Origin of the sequence: Halorussus amylolyticus, from assembly GCF_004143485.2 — an archaeon.
Classification (GTDB): Archaea; Halobacteriota; Halobacteria; order Halobacteriales; family Haladaptataceae; genus Halorussus; species Halorussus amylolyticus.
Window position 1 is genome coordinate 296,080 of record NZ_ML974133.1, and the last position, 20,235, is coordinate 316,314.

Below are 20,235 nucleotides of genomic sequence, written 5' to 3' on the forward strand. Positions count from 1 at the left end.
GCCAGCCGACAAATTTCTTGCGTCTACAACTCCACGGCCATCATCACTTCGTCCACGTACTCGCCGTCGATTTTGTAGTGGTCCTCTCGGACCGCCTCGGTCTCCCAGCCGTGTTGGCTCAGGAACTCGATGGCGTCGTCGTTCGAGGACGGGACGCTGTTGTACACCTTCTCGTAGCCGTTCGAGGCCGCCCAGTTCAGGCCGCGTTCGAGCAGGTGGCTCCCGATGCCGTGGCCCCGGTACTCTTCGAGGACGCCGACCGTGAGTTCGGCGGTGTGCGCGAGTTTGTCGAGTTCGGGCGCGTGGATGTGGACCCACCCGACTACCTCGTCGCCCACGGTGGCGACGAAGAACATCCGAGATTCGAGTTCGTTGTGCCGGAGCAGGGTGTCCTGATGGTCCACCTCGTCGGCCACGCTCTCGGCGACGATGTAGCGCCCCTGCTCGGCGACCCGCCGAATCGCGCCCACGATGCCCGAGAGGTCCTCCTGACGCGCGGGCCGGATAGAGAACTCGACGCCCGAGTCCTCGTACTCCTCGACCGCTCCGGCCTCGAACGCCGCCCGAAGCCGACCCTCGTCCTCCTCGACGTAGCCGTCGCGCTTGAGGATGGCGACGTGGTGGCGGAAGCCGCCGGGGTCCACGCGCAGGCGGTCGCGCACGTCGTCGGCATCCACCTCGCCGTGGCTCTCGACGAACTCGTAGATTCGCTTGCGGTCCTCGTGGCCGAACTCCAGCGTCTCCGAGAAGTTCATGGTTAATGATAACACTTCGCAGTTACTTAATCCTTACTCGGCCCCGATGGTCGTGTTGGGTTGGACAGAATCGAATGACTACGACCGGACACCCCCCATTTACCGACCGTTCCGGCGGTACAAACGTCCGAGCGAAGCGCGGCTCAAAGTAGGCCGAGGTCGGTGAGGTCGGCGGCGAGCGCCTCGCGGTCGGCGTCGTCCATCTTCCGAAGCGGACTCCGGAGCGGACCGGGGTCGAAGCCCACGTCGCGGAGGTCGAGCGCGGTCTTGACACCCGCCATGTACGGGCCGCGCTTGAGCGCGTCTCGGACCGCGTACACCTCGCTCTGGAGTTGCCGGGCGCGCTCCTCGTCGCCGTCGTCGTAGGTCTCGTAGAGGTCCACCACGAGTTCGGGGAAGGCGTTCGCGACTGCGCTGACCATTCCCGCACACCCGAGTTCGAGTCCGGGGAACAACAGCGAGTCGGACCCCGCCAGGAACGTCTTCTCGGGGTGGGCGTCGATGGCTTGGCCGAGCCACGGCACGTCCTTGCTCGAATCCTTGAGACCGACGAGATTGTCGATGTCCGCGAGCGCGTCGAGCGTGTCGAGCGACAGCGAATTGCCGGTCTTGCTCGGGATGTGGTAGACGTACACCGGGAGGTCCACCGACTCGGCGACTCGCCGGTAGTGGGAGACGGCCGCGTCGTGGTCGAGCGGGAAGTAGTACGGCGTGACGACGACCACGCCGTCAGCGCCCGCCATCTCGGCGCGTTCGGCGTGGCCAACCGTCTCGCGCGTGCTCGGCGCGCCGACGCCCGCGATGACCGGCGCGTCGTCGCCCACGGTCTCGACCACGGCTTCCACCACGTCGTCGCGCTCCTCGGGCGTCAACAGGGGGAACTCGCCGTTGGTCCCGAGCGGAAAGACGCCGTGCGCGCCGTGTTCGACGACGAACCGCGCGTGGGCCGCGGTCGCCTCGTAATCGACCGACTCGTCCTCGTCGAACGCCGTAATCGTCGGCGGGACCACCCCGTGGAGGTCGAGGGGGTCGTCCGCGCCGGGTGCTGGTGCGTTGCCCATACCCGTGGCGTCGAGAGCCGCGTCCTTAAGCGGTTCCGTCTCGGCAGGACTTTTTCGGGCTTGAGTAAACTTTTAGTTGGTGGGGGCCACAGAAAGTGATATGAACGTGACGGTCAAACTCACGGGGACGTTGGTCGCCCGCACCGGCACCCACGAGGCCCGCGTGGCGGTGCCCGCGGGTGCGACGGTCCGCGACGTGGTCGAAGCACTCGCAGACTCCTACGGCCCGCAGGTCCGCGCGGGCGTCCTCGACGGCGAACGCCTGCGCTCTGACACGGTCGTCGTGCGCGAATCGGTCGATTCCACCGAGACGCTCTCGACCGCGACCTCGCTGGAGAACGGCGACACGGTTCGGTTTCGGCTGAACGTCTAATCTCTGTCCGGCACTTCTCGATTCTCTCGAACTCGTTTTACGATTCACTCCGCCCGCAGGATTATCTCACGCCCACGGCGGCGAGCGAAGTTCGTGCATCGAGTCGATGGTGTGGTCCGGCGTGTGGTCGGTCGCCGGGTCGGCCCCCGCGAGCCACACCGACCCGACTCCCGCGGCGTGTGCGCCCGCCACGTCCGACCGGAGGGAGTTGCCGACGTGGACCGTCTCGGCGGATGAGGCGCCCATCGCGGTCAGTGTTCGGTCGAACGGCTCGGGGTCGGGCTTGACGGGGCGACCCGGTTCGGCGAACGTCGCGGTCTCGAAGTAGTCGGCGATGTCGAGCGCCGCGAGTTTCGCCTCCTGTGTCTCGCGCCCGCCGTTAGTCACCAGCGCGAGGTCGTAGTCGTCGGCGAGCGCGGCGAGGGCCGTCTCCGCACCGGGGAGGAACTCGACCGACTCGGGGTCGGGGTCCTCGTACGCGCGAGCGACCGCGGTCGCTCGCGCGGGGTCGATACCGTACTCGTCGGCGATGCCGCCGAAGCACTTCTCCCGGAGTTCGAGTTCGGTCTCGGCGACCACTTTCGGGAGCCACCGCCGAAAGTCCGACACGTCGAAGAAGGGTTCGACGCCCGCGAGTTCGAAGGCGTCGGCCAGTCTGTCAGCGGTCGAGTCCGAGTGGTCGCAGATGGTTTCGTCGAGGTCGAAGAAGACCGTCGAGACGTCCGCAGTACTCATTGGTCGGGCTACGCGCTCGAACGTCAAAAGCGACTCGTCGGGCGAGCTCGGCGAGTGAATCCCGCGCAGAAGGGTCTCTTAGGCGACCAACCGCGAGTGTTCGACTTTCAGGCATCTATCCTGCACGACGCGCTTTCCGGCGGCCTCGGCGCGCTCGGCCGCCTCGTTGTCGGCGATTCCCAGTTGGGTCCAGATTACTTTCACGTCGTCGCGCTCGATTGCCTGCTCGACGATGCCCGCGACCTCGTCGCTCGGCCGGAACACGTCCACGATGTCCACCTCCTCGTCCACGTCGGCGAGCGAGTCGTACGCCTCGCGGCCGAAAATCTCGTCGGCGTAGGGGTTGACCGGAACCACCTCGTAACCCGCGTCGAGCAGGTACTTCGGCACGTCGTGGGCGTCCTTGCCGGGCGTGGTCGAACAGCCCACGACCGCGATTCGCTGCATTCCGAGGATTTCGCGGAGTTCGGCGTCGCTCTCGACTGGCATGGTGTGTGAACCGAGGGGTGGGTCGTGCAAAAGCGTGTGGGGTCGGTGCTATTGAGATAGCGATTCCAACGAAGTGGAACGTGATACGTTCGTAGTGCGTATCGATTACTGCTACGGTAGTTCCGGGTTATCCAAGTGATACAGCAAGTCGTAGTCTCCGACGTTTTCTCCGTTTTCGAGTACGTCCAACATCACTTGTTGGTGTTCTTTATCGATGGCGTGCGAAGATTCCTCGTACGCTTCGTACACTCGCTGGATGTCCTCTGCTTTCATATAATAGACCAAGAAATCACCCTCGTCCGTGTGTTCGACAAAGGCTGTTTCCGCGTACACCCCCTCGTTCCGTAATGTTTCGACTGCCTCGGCTTCGCGGTCGCGGACTTCCTGTGCCCACTCCTCGAGCCGTTGGGTTTTCTCGGCCTCTATTTTCTGCTTCAAGAGAACTACATCCACCATATAAAATAGTAGAACACATACACTATAAGAATGGGCCGGATCGAACAGTACTCCGCACTGCTTCCCCAGCAAACTCGCTCCGCCCTCACGCCATCGGTCGCCACTCGGACTCCGTTCCCACGCCCGTCACCCGGAGCTCCGACCCGCCGTCGTCGTCCTCGCGGATTTCGATTTGGCCGTCGAAAAGCTGTTTCAGCGTGCTCATCGTCTGCTTGTCGTGTGTCGTCGAGTCGATGACGAACACGCCGAGCGCGTCCGCACTCTGGACGCGCCCGGTGAACACGTGGAGAAACCGGAACACGGTCTGGAGATTCGAGTACATCAGCAGCGTCGAGAGCGAGTGAAGCAGGATGCGGTTGCGCTTGATGCCCTGGTCGCGGTAGAACGACTGGAGGAACTCCGAGAGCTGAATCCCGATGCCGGTCATGTCCACGGGCGAGGAGGCGTACTTCACCTCGGAACTCGACGAGGGGTTCGTCCCCTGCTGTTTCGAGACGCAGTCCACGATGCCGAGCGGTCCACCCTCCTCGCGGCCGAGTAGCTCACGGAGGGACGTACGCACGTCGTCGCCGTCGTCTTTCGTCGTGACGATTATCGACCCGTCCCCTCGGCGACTGCCGTGCGCGAGAACCTCTAATGCAAGATTTCGCTTACCCGTCATCGGCGGCCCGGCGACCAAGAGGTTCGTTCCCGGTTCGACCTCGACCCCCGGACAGGCCGCACCCAGTTCGTACATGGCGGTTCCTCGTAGCGAATCCACGGGAGACACCACGTAGTGAGTCCCGGTGGCGTCTTGGCGTAAAATATCCTGTTCCGCTTATATTCTTTTTGATTGCAGTCTGGCATTTGGCACGCTTCGACCCCCATTCGGGAGTCAGAGCGCGAGCGCGTCGATTCGGTCGAGCGACTGCTGGCGGATGTACTCGACCGCGATACGCGTTAGATGGTCGTCGGATTCGGCGCAGGCGTCCGCGCGGTCGAGGTAGCCGTTCACGATGCGCCGAACGTTCTCGACGCCCGCGTCTCGACTCTCGGCGATGTTCAACTCCGCGGTCACGGGCGTCAACTGCGTGCCCCTGTCCTCGGGGTAGTCGTCGGTGTCGTCGAGTCCGATTTGCGCGCCGACGACCATCAGCACGATGGCGCGCTTGAACCCCTCGCCGAGGTCCATCCCGAGGTCGGCCTCGTACATGTTGAGCATGTCCTCGTAGAGGATGCCGACCCGGGCGTACTGGGTCGCGAAGTAGGGGAGGTCGGCGTCGGCTTCGAACAGGTCGGCGTCGAGCGGCGCGAACTTGTACTCCTCGCGGATGGCGTCGGCGGCCGCCTCCCGGTCATCATTTCCGGAACCGGCGTTCGCGTCGGCCTCCCGATACCGGTCGAGCAGGTCGCGAAAGCCCTCGTCTTCGTCCTGATGTCGTTCGGAGAGTTCGACCGCGTGCTCGTAGTGTTCGCGGACCTCCTCGGGAGTGTCGTCGTCCTCGAACCACGATTCGACGCCCTCCCGAAGGCTCTCTTGGGCGACTTCCGCCACGCGCTCGCGCGGGCGGAGGTTCGTCTCGAAGTCCTCGTACTCGTCGTCGTTGATGGCGTCGCGCATGTCGCCGTCGAGGAGCGCCCGAACCACGTTTCGAGTCGTCTCGCGACCGCGCGCCACGAGGTCGCAGTCCACGTCGCCACGGATTCGGGCCACCGGCACGTCCCCGGCCAGCACGCGAATCCGACCGAGGGTGAGGAGCGCCGGGAGGACGAGTCGCGTGTCGTAGTCGAATCGAGCGCGCTCGCCGTCCGACCCCGGCGCGAATTCGAGGTCGCCAGCCTCTCGCGCCTGTTCGAGGTCGTCCTCGACGTCCAAAAACAGGCGCTCGACCATCGCGTCGATGTCCGACTCGACCTCGTTACGGAGCAACACGACCGACAGCACCCGCGGGTCGCGCGCCTCCGCGAGATGATTCATCAGTGCCCGAGCGGTCGCCGGTACTCGGGACCGGACGGTGCCGACCATACCCTGTGTCACGTGCGTGAGTCGCTCGTCGCGTTACATGAGTATTGTGAAACTCGGGTCGGGCGCGTTCGGAAACGATGACGCCCGCCGAACCAATCCACGGGACTCGCTCGGCGAGACCGACAACAGGGCGGGAATGAAAGGGGCCGCCCGGTCGCGGGCCTGAGGCCCGCGACCGGGCGGGGCTTTCTGGCCGTCGCAGTTCTACCGTTATCTACGGCTCGTAGCGACCGGACTGAGATTTTTCGAGGGTGCGTTCCAAATTCGGAGGGTTGCAGTTCGTAGCGAGTGACTTATGTGGGTCACGCGACCCTTCGGGTACATGACGAACGCCGACGAGTTCGCTCGGAGTGTCGGCCGCCTCGCCAGCGGCGCGTCGCTGGCCGCGCGGACGGTCCTGCCGGTGGACACCAACCCGGTGCCCGCCGAGTGGACCCACATCACCAAAATCGACCCCGAAGAGGACAAGAAGCTCCCGCTGCTCTACCCCTGCTATCTCCGCCACACCAGCGCGGTGTCTGTCGGCGGGTCGGCCGACGTGACCGCCCGCAACACCGAGGAGACGTTCGACCTGCTCGAACCCGCATCGGTGCCGGTGTTCCACGAACCCAGCGGCCCCCGGCACGTCACCCGCCAGACCCACGAGCAGGCCGACCTGCTCGCGATTCCGGAGGTGCTGAACGGCGATTCGGAGTCGCTCGTGGGCCAACTCGGCGAGGCCGTCGAGTACGTCCGCGAGGAGATGGCTCCCGACATGCTCGGCGACAGACTCCCGTGGCTTCCGAGCGTCGCGGCCGACGCGCTCGCGAACTTCGCCACCTCGTGGCTCCTCGCCGACGCGGTGTTCGAGGCGTACATCATCCAGAACCCCGACAGCGCCGCGGCCCGCGAGGCGAACGTCGCTCCGGACGACCTGCTCACGCCCCGGGAGGCCAAACAGCGCGCGATGGCGGCCGAACGCCACCTCGAAAGCGAACTCGTCTACCTCGAATACTCGGGGACCTACGGCGGTGAGGAGGCGGTCAAGACTCTCCGGGCCATCTCCGAAAGCCTATCGTGGTCGCGCCTGTGGTACGGCGGCGGTCTCGACTCACGCGAACACGTCGCCGAGATACTCGCCGCGGGCGCGGACGCAGTCGTGGTCGGCGACGCCTTCCACCGAATCGCCGAGGAGGAGGCCGACGTGTGCGCGCGAGCGGCCCGCGCGCTCGACCACGACGCCTCCGAATCGGAAGCCCGCGAGTGGGTCCGCGACAACGTCGCCCTCGAAGACTCGCACGCCGCGAAGTATCTCGCCACGACGCCGTCCGTGGCCGACCCCGAGCGACTCGCCGAGCGATATCTCGGTGCCGCGGTACGGGCGTCCCTCCGCCTGCACGACCGCGCGGCCGAAATCGGAACGGACGACGCTCCGAGCGCCGCGTCGAACGCTTCGACCCGCCGCCGCGTCCTCGAAGACGCGGACGGCGAGTGGGTCGGCGACGGAATCGACCTCGCGGGCGACGACGCGGAACTGCTCCGGCGGTGTCTGGTCGCACTCCTCGCCGACGAGACGGGCGTCGAGACGACCGACTCGCTCTCGACGACCCACTTCGCGCTCTCGCTATCGCAGACCTCGAATCCGGCGTAACCGGGGCTCTCGGATTTCGAGACGTTCGAACGTTGTTTTCGAGTAATATTTTTAAGTACCAGAAGTAGAGAATGGAAAGGTCTTGAGGGGAGTCTTCGTACGCCGCGGTACGCCTCGTCGAGAACAGACGAAATATGGGTCTCACAATCAAACTCGCGCGGGCGGTTCGAGCCGCCGGGAAAACCGGCCGAAGAGACGCCTACGAGTGCCAGCACTGCGGCGCTCGATTCGACCTCGACCGCCAGACCTGCCCCGACTGCGGCGGGTGTACCATCGACCGCACCGAGTGGAGCGGCCAGCCGAACTGACGGTTCGATACCGAATCGCACACCCGGTTCCAAACCACGGTGTTTAAAACCGACCGGCCAGTACAATCAGATGCGGGCGCTTAGCTCAGTCTGGACAGAGTACTTGGCTTCGGACCAAGCTGTCGCGGGTTCAAATCCTGCAGCGCCCATCATCCTACGACAACTCCGCCCGACCGATTTCCGCTTTCAGTCACGCTTTTGTCCGACCTCGCGAACGCTCCGATATGAGCGACGACTTCGACACCGACGCGTACCGAGTCGCCGAGATGACGTGGCAGGAGGTAGAGGCGGCGGTCGAGCGAACCGCCACCCTGCTGTTACCGGTCGGGAGCACCGAACAGCACGGCCACCACATGCCGCTCGGCGTGGACGTGTTCATGCCCGAGGCCATCGGCGAACTGGTCGCAGAGCGGAGTCCGGCGCTCCTCGCGCCGCCGATTTGGTACGGCGTCAGCCCGCACCACACCTTCAAGCCGGGGACGTTCACGGTCTCGACGGAGACGTTCCAGCGCTACGTGACCGACGTGTGCGCGTCGGCGAGCGAGTGGGGAATCGAGCGCGTGCTCCTGCTCAACGGCCACTACCTCGGACAGGACCCCGAACTCGAAGTCGTCGTTCGCACGCTCCGAACCGACCACGGCGTGGAGGCGTTTCACGTTCCGCTCGTGAACCTCTTCGCGGAGGTCGCCGAGGAGATTCGCACGGGCGAGGTGTCGTTCCACGCCTCGGAGTTCGAGACGAGCATCCTGCTCTCGCTCCTGCCCGAACTCGTTCACATGGACCGCGCGAAGTCGGTCGAACCGCCCGACGATTCGCTTCCGCTGACCGACTACGACGCGCTCGGCGACAACGAGGTCGGGTGGTCGCTCACCGCCGAGGACATGGCGGAACTCACGCACGCCGGAAATATCGGCGACCCGACGGTCGCCACCGCCGAGAAGGGCGAGAAACTGGTCGAGGCCGCGGTTTCGAACATCTGCCGACTCGTTGACGAACTCGAATCGGAGGAGTGAGCTTCGTAACAAACGGTTCCCGTGAGCACCGTCTTTTCACCGAAGCGTCCCGCTCCAGCCAAAGCGTCCTGCTCGCACGTCACATGTGAAGACCGCACAGCACCGCGACCGCAGGCCACGCCCTCCCCAACCGACTGCGGCCTCGGCCTTCGCTTCGCTCCGGCCTGCGGTCCTCGTCCCTCGCGCATATTGGCGCTCCACGAGGGAGCGCCAGCGCGCGCCGAGCTGGAAGGTCAGTCTCAACCGAGATGGAAAGTCGGCCTCGAAACCGACGTAAAACGCTCAGCTCCCGAAAATCAGTCGGCCGACCTACTCACCCAGTCCGTTCGCCCCGACGAAGCGCCGGACCGCCGCGTAGCCCGCGAGCGCGACGACGAGGTAGACGCCGACCATCGCGTGGGTCAGCGTCGTCGGACTCCCGATGGCGAGCTTCGCCACCGAGTTCGCGGGCGACTCGGGCAGGAGGTAGGTGGAGCTAAACACCACCAGAATCCCCATCGAGAAGAGGAACTGGGCCTGTTTTCGGTCGCGGAATCGGAGCGCGGCGAACGCGCCCATCGACACCACGCCGACCGAGAACCCGGTCACGAGCAGGAGGATTTCGACCGGATTCGAGACGCTCGTACCGTTGAACGAGAGGAGCGCGAGCCACGCGCCCGCCTGCAGGGGCGCGAGGAGCCCCATCGCGAGCATCTTGCCGTCCACGATGTCGGTGCCGGTCAGCGGCGTGACTCGGAGGAGTTCGAGCGTGCCGCGGTCGTACTCCTCGGCGATGGCGTCCACCGCGACGCTCCCGCTGAGGAACACCGGCAGGAACATCAGCAGCGGGAGCAGGACCGTGTAGGTGAACCCGAAGTAGGGACTCGACTCGCCCTCGGGCGGGAGCGGAATCGGTGTGCGTTCGAGTCGCGAGTCCAGACGGGCCCGCTCGGAGCGCTCGAACGCGGCGAGCGCGTCCCGAATCTGTGTCACGACAAGCGTCGTTCGGATGTTGCCGTCGGGCGCGACAGCCTCGACGTCCGCCCTGCCGTCGGCCGACCGACTCACGTGCAGGACGGCGTGTACCTCACCCCCGCGGAAGTCGTCCATCGCGTCGCCGTAGCTGTCGTACTCGACCGCCTCCCAGCCGTCTTCGGCCTCGATGACCGGCGTGAGGTCGTCGCTCGCGTCGCCCGAGACGCCGAACTCCACGACGAACCCGTTCGACACCGAACCGGGGTCGTACAGCGACACGAGTCCGACCGCGAGGAACGACGAGAACGCCGCCACGAACAGCTGAATCAGAATCGCCAGCACGATGGTCTTCTCGCTCCGCAAGGATGCGAGTTCGCGCCCGGCGACCGTCAGGCGGTTATCCAACGTAGCTCACCACCGTGAGGTTGTAGGCCGCGTGAACCACCGTCGCGAGCGCGAGCGCGACGAAGTAGCGATTCCGCCCCCGACTCGCGCCGAGCGCGGTCATCGTCGCCGTCACGGCGTGGAGCGCGAGCGGCGCGAACAACAGGCCCGCGAGCAGGAGGGGCGACGTTTCGATACCGAGTCCGGTCACGGTTCCGAACGCCGCCCGACCGAGTTCGAGGTTCGGCAGCCCCACGAGCTGGGCGACCGCGGTCGCCTTCTCGCCGAGGAAGAAGCCGAGTCCCGAGAGGAACCCGAGCAAGCCGACCGACCCGAGCGACCGGTCGAATCTGGCGTGGGCGAACCCGGCGTAGATGCCGACGCTCTTTGCGACCTCCTCGATGAACGCGATGACGACGAGCAAGACCGGCATCGACACCGACACCGGAAGCGCGAACAGGAGCGCGACCGCGAGGAGTTCGGCCACGAACACGAACGGAATCGAGAGCGCGCTGAGTTTCGCCACGCTCCGGGGCCGCGAAAGCTGGCTGTCGAGCGCGTCGAGGAACTTCAGGGGAATCGACCGCTGGGTGAACATGTCCTCCTCGCGGTAGACGCCCACGCCGAGTGCGAACAGCACGCCCGCGGTCAGGTAGAGCGGGAGCGTCGAGAACGCGTAGTCCGAAAGCGCGAGTCCGCCGCCGCCGAGGACGCGCACCACGAGCGTCAGCGGCGAGATGGCCGCCACGGGATGCACGTCGGTGAAGATGGCCGGGATGAACGCGTAGGAGGTCAGGAACACCGAGAGCGTCACCGTCACGAAGGTGAGTTCCTTGAACGACCGCGCGAACATCGCGCCGACGAACGAACTCGCCAGAAAGAGGAGCGCGATGGGAACGACCGCGGCGACTGACGCCGCCGCGGTCCGCGCGATTTCGAGCGGCGCGTCGCCTCCGGCGGGGGTCAGCCCCGCGATTCCGACCGCCGTGACCGTGGCGATGGCGACCATGCCGAGGAAGTACGGCAGGGTCTTGCCCGCCACGATGTCGCCCCGCGACACCGGTGAGACGAGCAGGAGTTCGCCCCTGTCGTTGATGCGCTCGTTCAGCACGCTGGAGGCGTACGCCTGAATCACGAAGTTCATCGGGAGGACGAACGCGAACGCCAGCACCAGCGACTCGAAGGGGAACGGCGGCGTGATATCCGAGGGCGTCCCGCCCGCGGTGTCGCCGCCGAACAGCGACGACCCGCTTCCGACCGACGGGGCTTCGACCGCGCCGTCGGAGGGGGAGGATTCCGACCCGTCGCCGCTCTCTCCGGCATCGCTACCGCCATCGCCGTCGCCTGAATCGCCGCCGTTGCCGTCGCCGGACTCGCCACCGCCGAGACCGACCTCGCCGTCGTCGGGGGTCGAATCGGCGTCGTCCGAGTCGCCGCCCGACGCCGCGAGCGACGCGTTCTGCTCGACGTACCGGACCGAGACGTTCACCGGGAACGCGGCCTCGAAGTCGGACTCGTCGGCCATCGTCCGGTCGTTGTACGCCTCGACGCTCCCCCGGAGTTCCGAGAGGGCGGCCTGTCCCTTCTGCGAGCGGGCGGGAATCGGCGGCCTGTCGGGGAGGACGAGCACGTCTATCTCGCCCGACTGGAACGCGCGGGCGTCGGGTTCGACCGCCACGAACGTCGGGTCCTCGACCACGGGGTCGTGGTACGGACTGTCCTCGGCGACGCCGACCCGGTAGATGCCGTCGTCGAGCGCGATGCCCTTGCTGGCGACCATCGGGGTGAGCACGGCCACCAGCACGAGGACGACCCCGATTGCGGCGAGCGTCCGGCGGTCGAGTTGGCCCGCGTTCTTCGAGACCTCCCACCGGGCGATTCGGAGGGTCTTGTCCGGCTTCACGGGCGGCCCTCCACGTCCGGGGATTCGGCGGCGAGTTCGAGGAAGATGTCTTCGAGGCTCGGGGTTCGGGTCTGGATGTCTTCGACTTCGCCCCCGGCGGCGGCCGCGAGGTCGCGGGTCTCCTCGACGCCGTCCATGCTCTCGACGACCCGGCAGTACGCACCGTTCTCCGCGATTGCGCCCTCGACATCGACCGTGGTGTAGACGCGGTACTCGGTTCGGCCGTGTTCCTCGCGTATCTCTTCGACGCTCCCGCCCGCGACGATGCGGCCGTCGTTCATCACGACCACGCGGTCGCAGATGCTCTCGACGTGAAAGAGATTGTGCGCGCTGAACACGACCGTCTTGCCCGATTCAGCGAGGTCGCGGGTGAACTCGATGATGTAGTTCGTCGTCAGCGGGTCGAGACCGCTCGCGGGTTCGTCGTAGACGAGGACCTCGGGGTCGTTGACCAGCGACCGCGCGATGGCGACCTTGCGGGCCATCCCCTTCGACACGTCGCCGAGTCGCCGGTCGCGGTGGTCGAGGTCGAGTCGGTCGAGCGTGTCGTGGATTCGGTCGGTCGCGACCTTCGACGGCACGTCGTAGAGGTCGGCGAAGAATTCGAGGTACGAAATCGGGGTCATGTCCTCGTAGAGCGGCGACTCCTCGGGGAGGAAGCCGAGGTACTGGCGCATCTCGGAGTCCTGAGCGTCGTAGCCCGCGACTCGCGCCGAGCCGCTCGTCGGCTCGACCAGCCCAGCCAGCATCTTGAGGGTGGTCGTCTTGCCCGCGCCGTTCGGGCCGATGACGCCGAACACCTCGCCGTCCGCGACCGAGAAGGTGCTCCCCTCGACCGCGGTGAAGCCGCCGTACTCCTTTCGCAGATTCTCGACTTCTATCATCGAACGTTCGACAGTGTTCGCCGGGGTGACTTCATTTTGTGGTTCGCGGGTAGGAAATCGTGATATTCGTTGTGGTGGAATAGCTTCGTCCGGTCGCAATCGCTCGAATCGTGAACAGTAGAGCAAAAAACACCTCGAAAGCCCCCGCCCGGTCGCGGTCGCTCAGCGACATATCGCCGCAAACCGCGCGGCGATAGGGGTCGCTGAGACGACCAAGCATTGCGCGACCGGGCGGCCCCTTTCATTCCCGCCCTCCGCCGGTGGTTCGCCGGGCGATACCCGACCCAAATTCGGCCTGCCGAGGCGGCGAACAGACGTAAGTCCGACCTTGGCGTAGCCCCGTCGATGGCATCGAAATTGGTCGAACGCACGCCCGAAGCCGAGTCCGAATCCCCGGAACCGAGGACGGATTCGACCGCCTTCCGACTCGCGCGTCTGCTGTTCGGGGGCGCGACGACGCTGATGGCGGTGGACAACTTCCTCTCGATGGAGGGGACCGTCGAGTACGCCGAGGGGACCGCACCCGCGCCCGAGCGGACGGTTCCCGCCATCAGCGGCGCGCTCCTGTTCGGCGGGGTCGGCATCGCGCTCTGGAAAGCTCCGAGGCTCGCGGCGGGCGCGGTCGCCACCTTCCTCGTGAGCGTCACGCCGACGATGCACGACTTCTGGACCGTCGAGGACGACCAGCAGCGCGAACAGCAGTTGATTCACTTCCTGAAGAACGCCGCGATGCTCGGCGGCGCGCTCGCGTTTCTCGGCGTGGCCGAGGACGAGCGGTAGGAGAGAGGTACGAGCGATACGAAAACGGACGAGCGAGAGAGGACACCAGACGGGCGAGCGGAGACGACCGGCGTCAGATGACGCCGGTCGTCTCCGCGGCCTCGAACGCGGCGGCCTCGCTCATCCCGTTGCCGAGAATCGTGTAGCGGTCCCGAATCTCGTGGGCCGAGGTCAGCGCCTCCACGACCGTCTCGGCGTCGATGCCGAGTTCCGCCGCGGTCGTGGGCGCGCCGATGGTCGCCAGCGCGTCCCGAACGCCCTCCCAGTCGCCGCTGTGGAGGTACTCGGCAATTATCGTCCCGACGCCGACCTGATGGCCGTGGAGCGCGGCGTCCGGAACCATGCGGTCGAGTTGGTGCGAAAACAGGTGTTCGGACCCGCTGGCGGGCCGCGAGGAGTCGGCGATGGACATCGCCACGCCCGAGGAGACGAGCGCCTTCACGACTATCCACGCCGACTCTTCGAGACCCTGCTTCACTGAATCGGCGTTGTCCACGAGCATCTCGGCGGTCATCTCGGCGAGCGCCGCCGAGTAGTGGGAGTACTCGACGTTCTGAAGCCGGTTCGCCAGCCGCCAGTCCTTGACCGCGGTGTAGTTGCTGATGATGTCGGCGCACCCCGCCGTGGTGAGTTCCCAGGGGGCGTCCGACAGAATCTCGGTGTCGGCGACGACCGCGAGCGGCGGGGCGGCGGCCACGCTGTGACGGGTGTCACCCTCCGGGACCGACCCCCGGCCCGACACGATGCCGTCGTGGCTCGCGGCGGTCGGCACCGAGACGAATCCGGTTCCGAGTTCGTCGCTCGCCATCTTCGCGATGTCGATGGCCTTCCCGCCGCCGACGCCGACGAGGTAGCCCGCCTCGGCGTCCCGAGCGACTTCGATGACGCGCTGGACCGCGTCGAAGGTCGCGGTCTCGATTTCCACGATTGCGGGGTCCTCGCCCGCGTCCGCGAAGTCCTCGGCGACTCGCTCGGCCGCGACCTCACGGGGCGTCGGACTCGTGACCACCAGCGGTCGGCCGTGTAGATGAAGCTCAGAAACGGCCTCGACCGTCCGGTCGAGGACGCCGTGGCCGACCACCACGCTCCGGGGCAGGCGAATCCACGTCGATTTGTCGAACATACCTCTACTCTCTCGCGGGCGGGGAAAACAGTTTACGTCTCTCCGGACGCGCCTACTCCGGCGGCGTCCCCCACGACGACCGCCAGCCCACGCGCTCGACCTCCCGCGACGTTCGGAGCGCGTACCGGACCGCGAGCGCGTGCTGGACGACCAGCACCACCGCGAGGAGCGCCCCACCGACGACCGCGCTCGACGGGATGGTGCCTATCGAGACCGGGGCGAACCACTCGGGAATCGCGACTCGCTCCGAAACCACGAGCAGCCACGCGGTCGCGCCCGCCGCCTCGACCGCGGCGAGTCCGGCGGGCACGCGTCCGACGAGCGACGAGAGCGCCCGCCGACCCCGGAGGAGATTGTCGGTGACGGTGTGACGAACCACGAGCGCGACCGCGAGTGCGAGACCCAACAGTCCGATTTCTCGGAAGTCGCCGACCTGCCGAAACGCCGCGAACCACGCGACCCACAGCAGGGTCTCGCCCAGCGCGAGGAGCGCGACCGACGGCGACGGGGCTTCCCGCCGCCACCCGTTCACGGTGACGTAGGTCAACAGACCTTCCACGAACAGTCCGGCCGCGAGCGCCGCGACTCCGACTATGACCGCGAGCGAAATCGGCGGCGCGTCGGCGACGAGACCGAACCACACCGACAGCGCGGCCACCTCGACCGCGGTCAGGAGCACGACGCCGACGCCTCTGACGGTCGCACGAAGCGCGGAGCGTATCATCGTCCTGTTCGGAACGAGAATCGTCGCGTCTCGGTCGGAGCCGTTCGCGGACGACGCGAGAGTGTCATGCCCTATCAATCGCGGTCGGGGGTGTTTGTTATCACCCACCTGATAGGGTTAGCGGGAGCCTTCGAACGGTCGAACGCTCGGATTAACGCGGAAAGAAGCGAGTTCGCGGTCCTCTTAGAGCGTGTCCAGCACGCCGAGCACGCGCTCCTCGGCGTCGCGTCCGGGGTCGTGCTCGCTCCCGTCGCGGTCGCTTTCGAGGTGTTCTTCGACGGTTCGGGCCATTGCCTCCTCGACGGGCGTGGAGGTCCACCCGAGGTCGGCGAGTTTGCCGGTGTCGAGGACGTGCGGGTAGTCCCGGTAGAGGATGAAGTCGTCGAGCGAGAGGTCGGCGGCCGCAAGTTCGCGCCCGCCCGCGTGGACGATTTCGATATCGGTGTCAAGCGCGTCGGCGATGAGTCCGACCATCTCGTCGATGGTGACGATGCGACGGTCGCCGACGTTGTAGGCCTCGCCGGGCGTCCCCTCCTCGGCCACGATGCGGAGCGCGCTCGCCACGTCCTCGACGTACGCGCGGTGCCAGACGTTGTCGCCGTCGCCGGGAACGACCACGCGGTCGTGGTTCGCCACGCGAGATATCCAGTAGTCGAGTCGCTCGGTGTAGTCGTAGGGACCGTAGACGATGCACGGCCGGACGCTGAGGGCGTTCACACCGCGGTCGGCCGCCTCGAAGATTGCGCGGTCGCCCTCGGCCTTCCGGTTTCCGTACGTTTCCCCTGTGTCGTCGGTCGCCTGCTCGGGCGTGCAGTCGTGGAGCTCGGTCTCGCCCTCGCGCTTGGGAATCTCCTCGGAACCGTACGCGCCGCCGCTGGAGATGTAGACGTAGGCGTCCGCGTCGGCGAAGATTTCGGTCGCGGCCCGAACGTCGCGGGGTTCGTAGGCCACGCAGTCGAAGACCGCGTCGGGTTCGACCTCGTCCCTCGCGGCTTCGAGCGCCGAGTCGTTCGTCCGGTCGCCCTCGAAGTGGGCGACTGCGTCGTTCTCGGCGAAGGGGTTGTCGTGGTTGCCGCGGTTGAAGAGTGTCACGTCGTAGCCGTTATCGAGCAGGTCGGCGACGAGGTGGCGGCCGATGAACCGCGTCCCGCCGACGACGAGTGCTGTGTCCATAGTCGGCGATGACCGTCTCGGGTCAAAACCCTACCGAACTCGGAACCGACGACGCGGAATATCTGCCTCGTAAAATTCCCGATTCGCTCTCGTTCGGGATATATCTGGATAAACATCCAATTCTGCAACCGCTCTCGAACGTATCTCGAATACACTTCGGACATGAATGTACGGGTACAACATTTATCACTCGGAACGTCGTACGTCGGTGGCATGGCACCGAGTGAGGCCGATTCGGACGGCATCGAAATCCGCGAAGCATCCCCCGACGACGTGGACGGCATCCGAACCGTGGCGGCGAGTTCGCTCCACGCCTCGTACGACGACATCCTCGGCGCGGACGCCATCGACCGCGCGGTCTCGGAGTGGTACGGCGACGACGCCGTCGAGGCCGAACTCGAAACCGACGGCATGCTGTACCTCGTCGCGGAGGCGGGCGGCGAAATCGTGGGTTTCTCCCAGAGTACGGTCGCGCCGGAGGACCCGGTCAGCACCGTCCTCTGGCTTCACATCGACCCCGATAGCCGCGATACCGGAATCGGCTCGACCCTCCTCGAACGGACGCAGGCCGAACTCGCCGACCGCGGGGTCGAGCGAGTCACCGCCGAAGTCCTCGCGGACAACGAGGCTGGCAACACCTTCTACGAGACCCACGGCTTCGAGAAGGCGACCGACCGCGACACCCAAATCGGCGACAGCACCTACACCGAGAACGTCTACGTGCAGGCGGGCACCGAGAAGTTCGAGGTCCGCGAACTCGGCGACAAGACCCTCTACGTCGACTGGACCGAGAGCGGCCGCGGGTCGAAGGCCCCGTTCTACGCGGCCTACAGCGACGAGAGCGAGGAGGACCTCTACGGCTGGTACTGCTCGAACTGCGGGAGCTTCGACACCGCGATGGACTCGATGGAGCGACTGGAGTGCAACAACTGCGGGAATCGGAAGAAGCCGGTTCGGTGGGACGCGGCGTACCTCTAAACGCGGCGATAGAGCAGCGTGACGCTACTTGAGGATGTCGCCGATTCGTCGCGCTTGGCCCGACACCTCGGGGTTCTCCTCGACGATTTTCAGCACCTCGTGGTCGGTCACGTCGAAGTACGACTTCTGAGTCGCGTCCTCGATGAGGTCCTTCGAAAGCCTGAATTCGGTCCCCTCGTAGACGACATCTACGCCGTCGTCCTCGAACGCGAGCGTTGTCATACACTCGGGTTTGGCCCGGTCGGTTAAAAACCCTCAGAACCGCGGACGGGCGACAACCCTCCGAAAACTGGGGTGTCGTCTGACGGAACTTTATTAGGGGCGAGCGGAACAGGTGATGGTGTGTCGCTCCGCTCGGACCCGCTCGACGGACTCTCGATTCCCGACGGTACGACCGTCGAGGAACACGACCTCGTGACCGACGGCGACGTGCTCGTCGGCGGCCAGAGCACGGTCGAGTTCGGCGTGCGCGGGCACAACGTCATCGCGGGCGAGCGGGTGCAGTTCGGCGGCCACATCGAGGCCGAGGCCGACTGTCGCCTCGACATGTGGTGCGACGTGGACGGCAACGTCCTCGTCGGCCGGGACGCCTACCTCGGCGAGCGCGTCCACCTCGCGGGCCGCCTGATGGTGTCGGGCGACCTCGACATCGGCGACGACGTGAACATCGAGGAGGGGTTCGAGGCCAACGGGTGGATAGTCATCCGCAACCCCATGCCGACCATCGTGTTCGTGTTCGTCTACCTCTCACAGCTCCTCCGAATCGGCGAGGAGGAGGCGGCCGAAGAAGTCGTCTCGGACCTGCTCGAAAACGAGGAAATCGAGGCCGAACCGCTCGTGATTCCCCGGAGCGGGTCGGTGTCCGACGACTCGTGGCGGGTCTCGACGCCCGCGACCATCGGCGACGACTGTCGGCTTCACGGCAACTTCCGGGCCGAATCCATCGACGTCGGCGAGCGAAACGAGGTGTTCGGGAGCCTCCGCGCCCGCAGTGACATCGCGGTCGGCGAGGACACCGTCATCCACGGCGACGTGACCACCCGGAACGGGACGGTCGAACTCGCTGACGGCGTCGAGATTCGCGGCGACGTGTCGTGTGAGGACCTTCGGTTCCACGACGGCGCAATCGTAGACGGCACGATGCGCGCTGGCGGCGAGATGACGATTGTCCAACCCGGCGGAACCAAGCGTATCGCGGCCGACGGCGATGGGGGGTCGGACTCCGATGAGAGTTCAGACTCGGAGGGGAGTTCCGAGTTGCGGGAAACGCCCGACTCCGAAGGGTCGTCGGACTCGGATGAGACGCCCGACTCCGATGAGACACCCGGCCCTGAAAGCGACGAACGCGCGGCGTCCGAGTCGTCGGACGACGACTCGGACGCCGGGGAAGACACCCCGGCAGACTCCGTTGAGTCCACCGAAAGCGACGAGTAGCCGTCTGCATTTCGACTCTGTTCTTTTTTGGCTTTTCGAACGCGTCGCTCGCGAGCGACGCGTTCGGTAGAGCCATCCCGAGACGTGGATTGGGCGCTCGGCGAGAGGTGTCACCGCGAATCGTGGTCGTACAGACACAGTTCCGGGGTTAATGTAATAAACGATGGGCACGAATACCGAGAGTACGTATGGGAGAGAAGCTCATCCGTGAGCGGTGGTGTCGATGCACTCGGTAGTGCTGACGAAGGGCGTCCCGGACTTCCGGGAGGGGAAGGTGTCGTTCGACGAGGACGGCCACCTCGAACGCGGGGCGACCCCGACCGTGATGAACCCGAACGACGAGTTCGCGTTACAGGCCGCGCTCCAGACGAAAGTGAAGCGGGGCGGGCGCGTCAGCGTGATGAGCATGGGACCGCCGGGTTACGAGAGCGTCCTCGAAGAGGCGATGGGCGTCTACGCCGACGACTGCTACCTCCTGTCGGACCGCGAGATGGCGGCGGCCGACACGTGGGCGACCGCCATCACGCTCTCGGCGGGCATCGAGAAAATCGGCGACCCGGATTTGGTCATCGCGGGGTTCAAGACCGCGGACGGCGAGACCGGCCAGACCGGCCCCCAAACGGCGTGGTGTCTCGACCGGCCCATCGTGACTCACGTCATCGCGATGGAGGTGGACGAAGATGCGGGCACCCTCCGCGCGAAGCGACTCGTCGAGGGCGACGTGGACGAAATCGAGACCGTGGAGGCCCCCCTCCCGGCGTTCGTCGTGACCGACCCCGAGTTCGACACGTCCTATCGGCGGGCAGAACACCGACTTCGGCACAAGCAACTCAAAGCAGAAACCGAGGCGCGCGCCGAGAATTACGAAGACCATCTCACTTCGTGGAGCGCCGAGGAACTCGAACTCGACCCCGATTTCATCGGTCTCGACGGGTCGCCCACCATCGTTTCGGCGGTGGACCCGATTCCGAAAGCACCCTCCGAGCGCGAGGCCACGATGGTCGAACCCGACGATTCGGAGGGGATGGGCGAAGTCCTCGAAACGATGCGACCGCTCGCGGGGGGTGACTGAC

General features: G+C 66.0%; 23 protein-coding genes and 1 tRNA gene. 10 read left to right on the forward strand and 14 right to left on the reverse strand.

The window, feature by feature from the left end; translation table 11 throughout:
• Nucleotides 1-23 precede the first annotated feature (23 nt).
• Both EKH81_RS10525 and EKH81_RS10530 read right to left on the reverse strand, forming a co-directional pair.
• The gene (locus tag EKH81_RS10525; RefSeq protein ID WP_132058494.1) at nucleotides 24-755 is read right to left on the reverse strand and encodes a bifunctional helix-turn-helix transcriptional regulator/GNAT family N-acetyltransferase; all 732 of its coding nucleotides are present in this window, start codon (nucleotides 753-755) and stop codon (nucleotides 24-26) included.
• Nucleotides 756-898: 143 nt separating this feature from the next.
• A complete protein-coding gene (locus EKH81_RS10530; RefSeq protein WP_132058495.1) occupies nucleotides 899-1,816 on the reverse strand; it encodes a dihydrodipicolinate synthase family protein in 918 nt (305 codons plus the stop codon).
• Between the two features lie 100 nt (nucleotides 1,817-1,916).
• Between EKH81_RS10530 and EKH81_RS10535 the strand changes: the two genes are divergently transcribed.
• Nucleotides 1,917-2,189 (forward strand): MoaD/ThiS family protein, encoded by a 273-nt coding sequence (locus EKH81_RS10535; protein ID WP_132058496.1) that lies wholly within the window; start codon nucleotides 1,917-1,919, stop codon nucleotides 2,187-2,189.
• 66 nt (nucleotides 2,190-2,255) lie between these two features.
• Here EKH81_RS10535 and EKH81_RS10540 read toward each other — a convergent pair whose 3' ends face one another.
• The 5 genes from EKH81_RS10540 to EKH81_RS10560 all read right to left on the reverse strand — a co-directional run bounded on the left by EKH81_RS10540 (nucleotide 2,256) and on the right by EKH81_RS10560 (nucleotide 5,886).
• Nucleotides 2,256-2,924, reverse strand: coding sequence for an HAD family hydrolase (locus tag EKH81_RS10540; protein ID WP_132058497.1), 669 nt, complete (start codon nucleotides 2,922-2,924; stop codon nucleotides 2,256-2,258).
• Between the two features lie 78 nt (nucleotides 2,925-3,002).
• Nucleotides 3,003-3,413, reverse strand: a complete 411-nt coding sequence (locus tag EKH81_RS10545) for a CoA-binding protein (protein WP_132058498.1) — start codon at nucleotides 3,411-3,413, stop codon at nucleotides 3,003-3,005.
• 111 nt (nucleotides 3,414-3,524) lie between these two features.
• Nucleotides 3,525-3,869: a DUF6176 family protein gene (locus tag EKH81_RS10550; protein ID WP_132058499.1), complete on the reverse strand. Its 345-nt coding sequence runs from the start codon at nucleotides 3,867-3,869 to the stop codon at nucleotides 3,525-3,527.
• 85 nt (nucleotides 3,870-3,954) lie between these two features.
• Entirely contained in the window at nucleotides 3,955-4,605 is a 651-nt protein-coding gene (locus EKH81_RS10555) for an RAD55 family ATPase (protein WP_132058500.1), read from the reverse strand.
• A 138-nt stretch (nucleotides 4,606-4,743) separates the two neighbouring features.
• Nucleotides 4,744-5,886 carry a hypothetical protein gene (locus EKH81_RS10560; RefSeq protein WP_132058501.1) on the reverse strand — a complete coding sequence of 381 codons (1,143 nt, stop codon included), beginning with the start codon at nucleotides 5,884-5,886 and terminating at the stop codon, nucleotides 4,744-4,746.
• 25 nt (nucleotides 5,887-5,911) lie between these two features.
• Between EKH81_RS10560 and EKH81_RS19745 the strand changes: the two genes are divergently transcribed.
• The 5 genes from EKH81_RS19745 (at nucleotide 5,912) to EKH81_RS10575 (ending at nucleotide 8,825) form a co-directional block, all read left to right on the forward strand.
• Entirely contained in the window at nucleotides 5,912-6,040 is a 129-nt protein-coding gene (locus EKH81_RS19745) for a hypothetical protein (protein WP_274380493.1), read from the forward strand.
• Nucleotides 6,041-6,196: 156 nt separating this feature from the next.
• Nucleotides 6,197-7,504, forward strand: coding sequence for a geranylgeranylglyceryl/heptaprenylglyceryl phosphate synthase (locus EKH81_RS10565; RefSeq protein ID WP_132058502.1), 1,308 nt, complete (start codon nucleotides 6,197-6,199; stop codon nucleotides 7,502-7,504).
• A gap of 134 nt (nucleotides 7,505-7,638) precedes the next feature.
• Nucleotides 7,639-7,812: an FmdB family zinc ribbon protein gene (locus EKH81_RS19360; RefSeq protein ID WP_202935115.1), complete on the forward strand. Its 174-nt coding sequence runs from the start codon at nucleotides 7,639-7,641 to the stop codon at nucleotides 7,810-7,812.
• Between the two features lie 74 nt (nucleotides 7,813-7,886).
• Nucleotides 7,887-7,961, forward strand: a tRNA-Arg gene (locus EKH81_RS10570).
• Between the two features lie 75 nt (nucleotides 7,962-8,036).
• Nucleotides 8,037-8,825, forward strand: a complete 789-nt coding sequence (locus EKH81_RS10575) for a creatininase family protein (RefSeq protein WP_238392164.1) — start codon at nucleotides 8,037-8,039, stop codon at nucleotides 8,823-8,825.
• Nucleotides 8,826-9,134: 309 nt separating this feature from the next.
• Here EKH81_RS10575 and EKH81_RS10580 read toward each other — a convergent pair whose 3' ends face one another.
• From EKH81_RS10580 to EKH81_RS10590, 3 genes are read right to left on the reverse strand one after another with little or no spacing between them, the layout of a single operon-like run.
• Nucleotides 9,135-10,184 carry an ABC transporter permease gene (locus tag EKH81_RS10580; protein WP_202935116.1) on the reverse strand — a complete coding sequence of 350 codons (1,050 nt, stop codon included), beginning with the start codon at nucleotides 10,182-10,184 and terminating at the stop codon, nucleotides 9,135-9,137.
• On the reverse strand, nucleotides 10,177-12,066 hold the full coding sequence (locus EKH81_RS10585) for an ABC transporter permease subunit (RefSeq protein WP_132058503.1): 1,890 nt from the start codon (nucleotides 12,064-12,066) through the stop codon (nucleotides 10,177-10,179). The genes EKH81_RS10580 and EKH81_RS10585 overlap by 8 nt, the downstream gene beginning before the upstream one ends.
• On the reverse strand, nucleotides 12,063-12,950 hold the full coding sequence (locus EKH81_RS10590; RefSeq protein WP_132058504.1) for an ABC transporter ATP-binding protein: 888 nt from the start codon (nucleotides 12,948-12,950) through the stop codon (nucleotides 12,063-12,065). Before EKH81_RS10590 ends, EKH81_RS10585 begins: the two co-directional genes overlap by 4 nt.
• A 345-nt stretch (nucleotides 12,951-13,295) precedes the next feature.
• Here EKH81_RS10590 and EKH81_RS10595 point away from each other — a divergent pair, with 345 nt between their 5' ends.
• Nucleotides 13,296-13,730, forward strand: coding sequence for a DoxX family protein (locus EKH81_RS10595; RefSeq protein ID WP_132058505.1), 435 nt, complete (start codon nucleotides 13,296-13,298; stop codon nucleotides 13,728-13,730).
• 73 nt (nucleotides 13,731-13,803) lie between these two features.
• On the opposite strand, the gene EKH81_RS10600 is transcribed toward EKH81_RS10595, so the two are convergent.
• The 3 genes from EKH81_RS10600 to EKH81_RS10610 all read right to left on the reverse strand — a co-directional run bounded on the left by EKH81_RS10600 (nucleotide 13,804) and on the right by EKH81_RS10610 (nucleotide 16,750).
• Nucleotides 13,804-14,853: an NAD(P)-dependent glycerol-1-phosphate dehydrogenase gene (locus EKH81_RS10600; RefSeq protein ID WP_132058506.1), complete on the reverse strand. Its 1,050-nt coding sequence runs from the start codon at nucleotides 14,851-14,853 to the stop codon at nucleotides 13,804-13,806.
• A gap of 52 nt (nucleotides 14,854-14,905) precedes the next feature.
• Nucleotides 14,906-15,577 (reverse strand): hypothetical protein, encoded by a 672-nt coding sequence (locus EKH81_RS10605; RefSeq protein WP_132058507.1) that lies wholly within the window; start codon nucleotides 15,575-15,577, stop codon nucleotides 14,906-14,908.
• A gap of 183 nt (nucleotides 15,578-15,760) precedes the next feature.
• Entirely contained in the window at nucleotides 15,761-16,750 is a 990-nt protein-coding gene (locus tag EKH81_RS10610; protein ID WP_132058508.1) for an NAD-dependent epimerase/dehydratase family protein, read from the reverse strand.
• 213 nt (nucleotides 16,751-16,963) lie between these two features.
• Here EKH81_RS10610 and EKH81_RS10615 point away from each other — a divergent pair, with 213 nt between their 5' ends.
• Nucleotides 16,964-17,728 (forward strand): GNAT family N-acetyltransferase, encoded by a 765-nt coding sequence (locus tag EKH81_RS10615; RefSeq protein ID WP_238392165.1) that lies wholly within the window; start codon nucleotides 16,964-16,966, stop codon nucleotides 17,726-17,728.
• A gap of 24 nt (nucleotides 17,729-17,752) precedes the next feature.
• On the opposite strand, the gene EKH81_RS10620 is transcribed toward EKH81_RS10615, so the two are convergent.
• Complete coding sequence (locus tag EKH81_RS10620) at nucleotides 17,753-17,950, reverse strand: DUF5800 family protein (RefSeq protein ID WP_132058509.1); 198 nt, start codon at nucleotides 17,948-17,950, stop codon at nucleotides 17,753-17,755.
• 120 nt (nucleotides 17,951-18,070) lie between these two features.
• Between EKH81_RS10620 and EKH81_RS10625 the strand changes: the two genes are divergently transcribed.
• Both EKH81_RS10625 and EKH81_RS10630 read left to right on the forward strand, forming a co-directional pair.
• Entirely contained in the window at nucleotides 18,071-19,162 is a 1,092-nt protein-coding gene (locus EKH81_RS10625) for a polymer-forming cytoskeletal protein (protein ID WP_132058510.1), read from the forward strand.
• Between the two features lie 223 nt (nucleotides 19,163-19,385).
• Nucleotides 19,386-20,234 carry an electron transfer flavoprotein subunit beta/FixA family protein gene (locus EKH81_RS10630; RefSeq protein ID WP_132058511.1) on the forward strand — a complete coding sequence of 283 codons (849 nt, stop codon included), beginning with the start codon at nucleotides 19,386-19,388 and terminating at the stop codon, nucleotides 20,232-20,234.
• Nucleotide 20,235 lies beyond the last annotated feature (1 nt).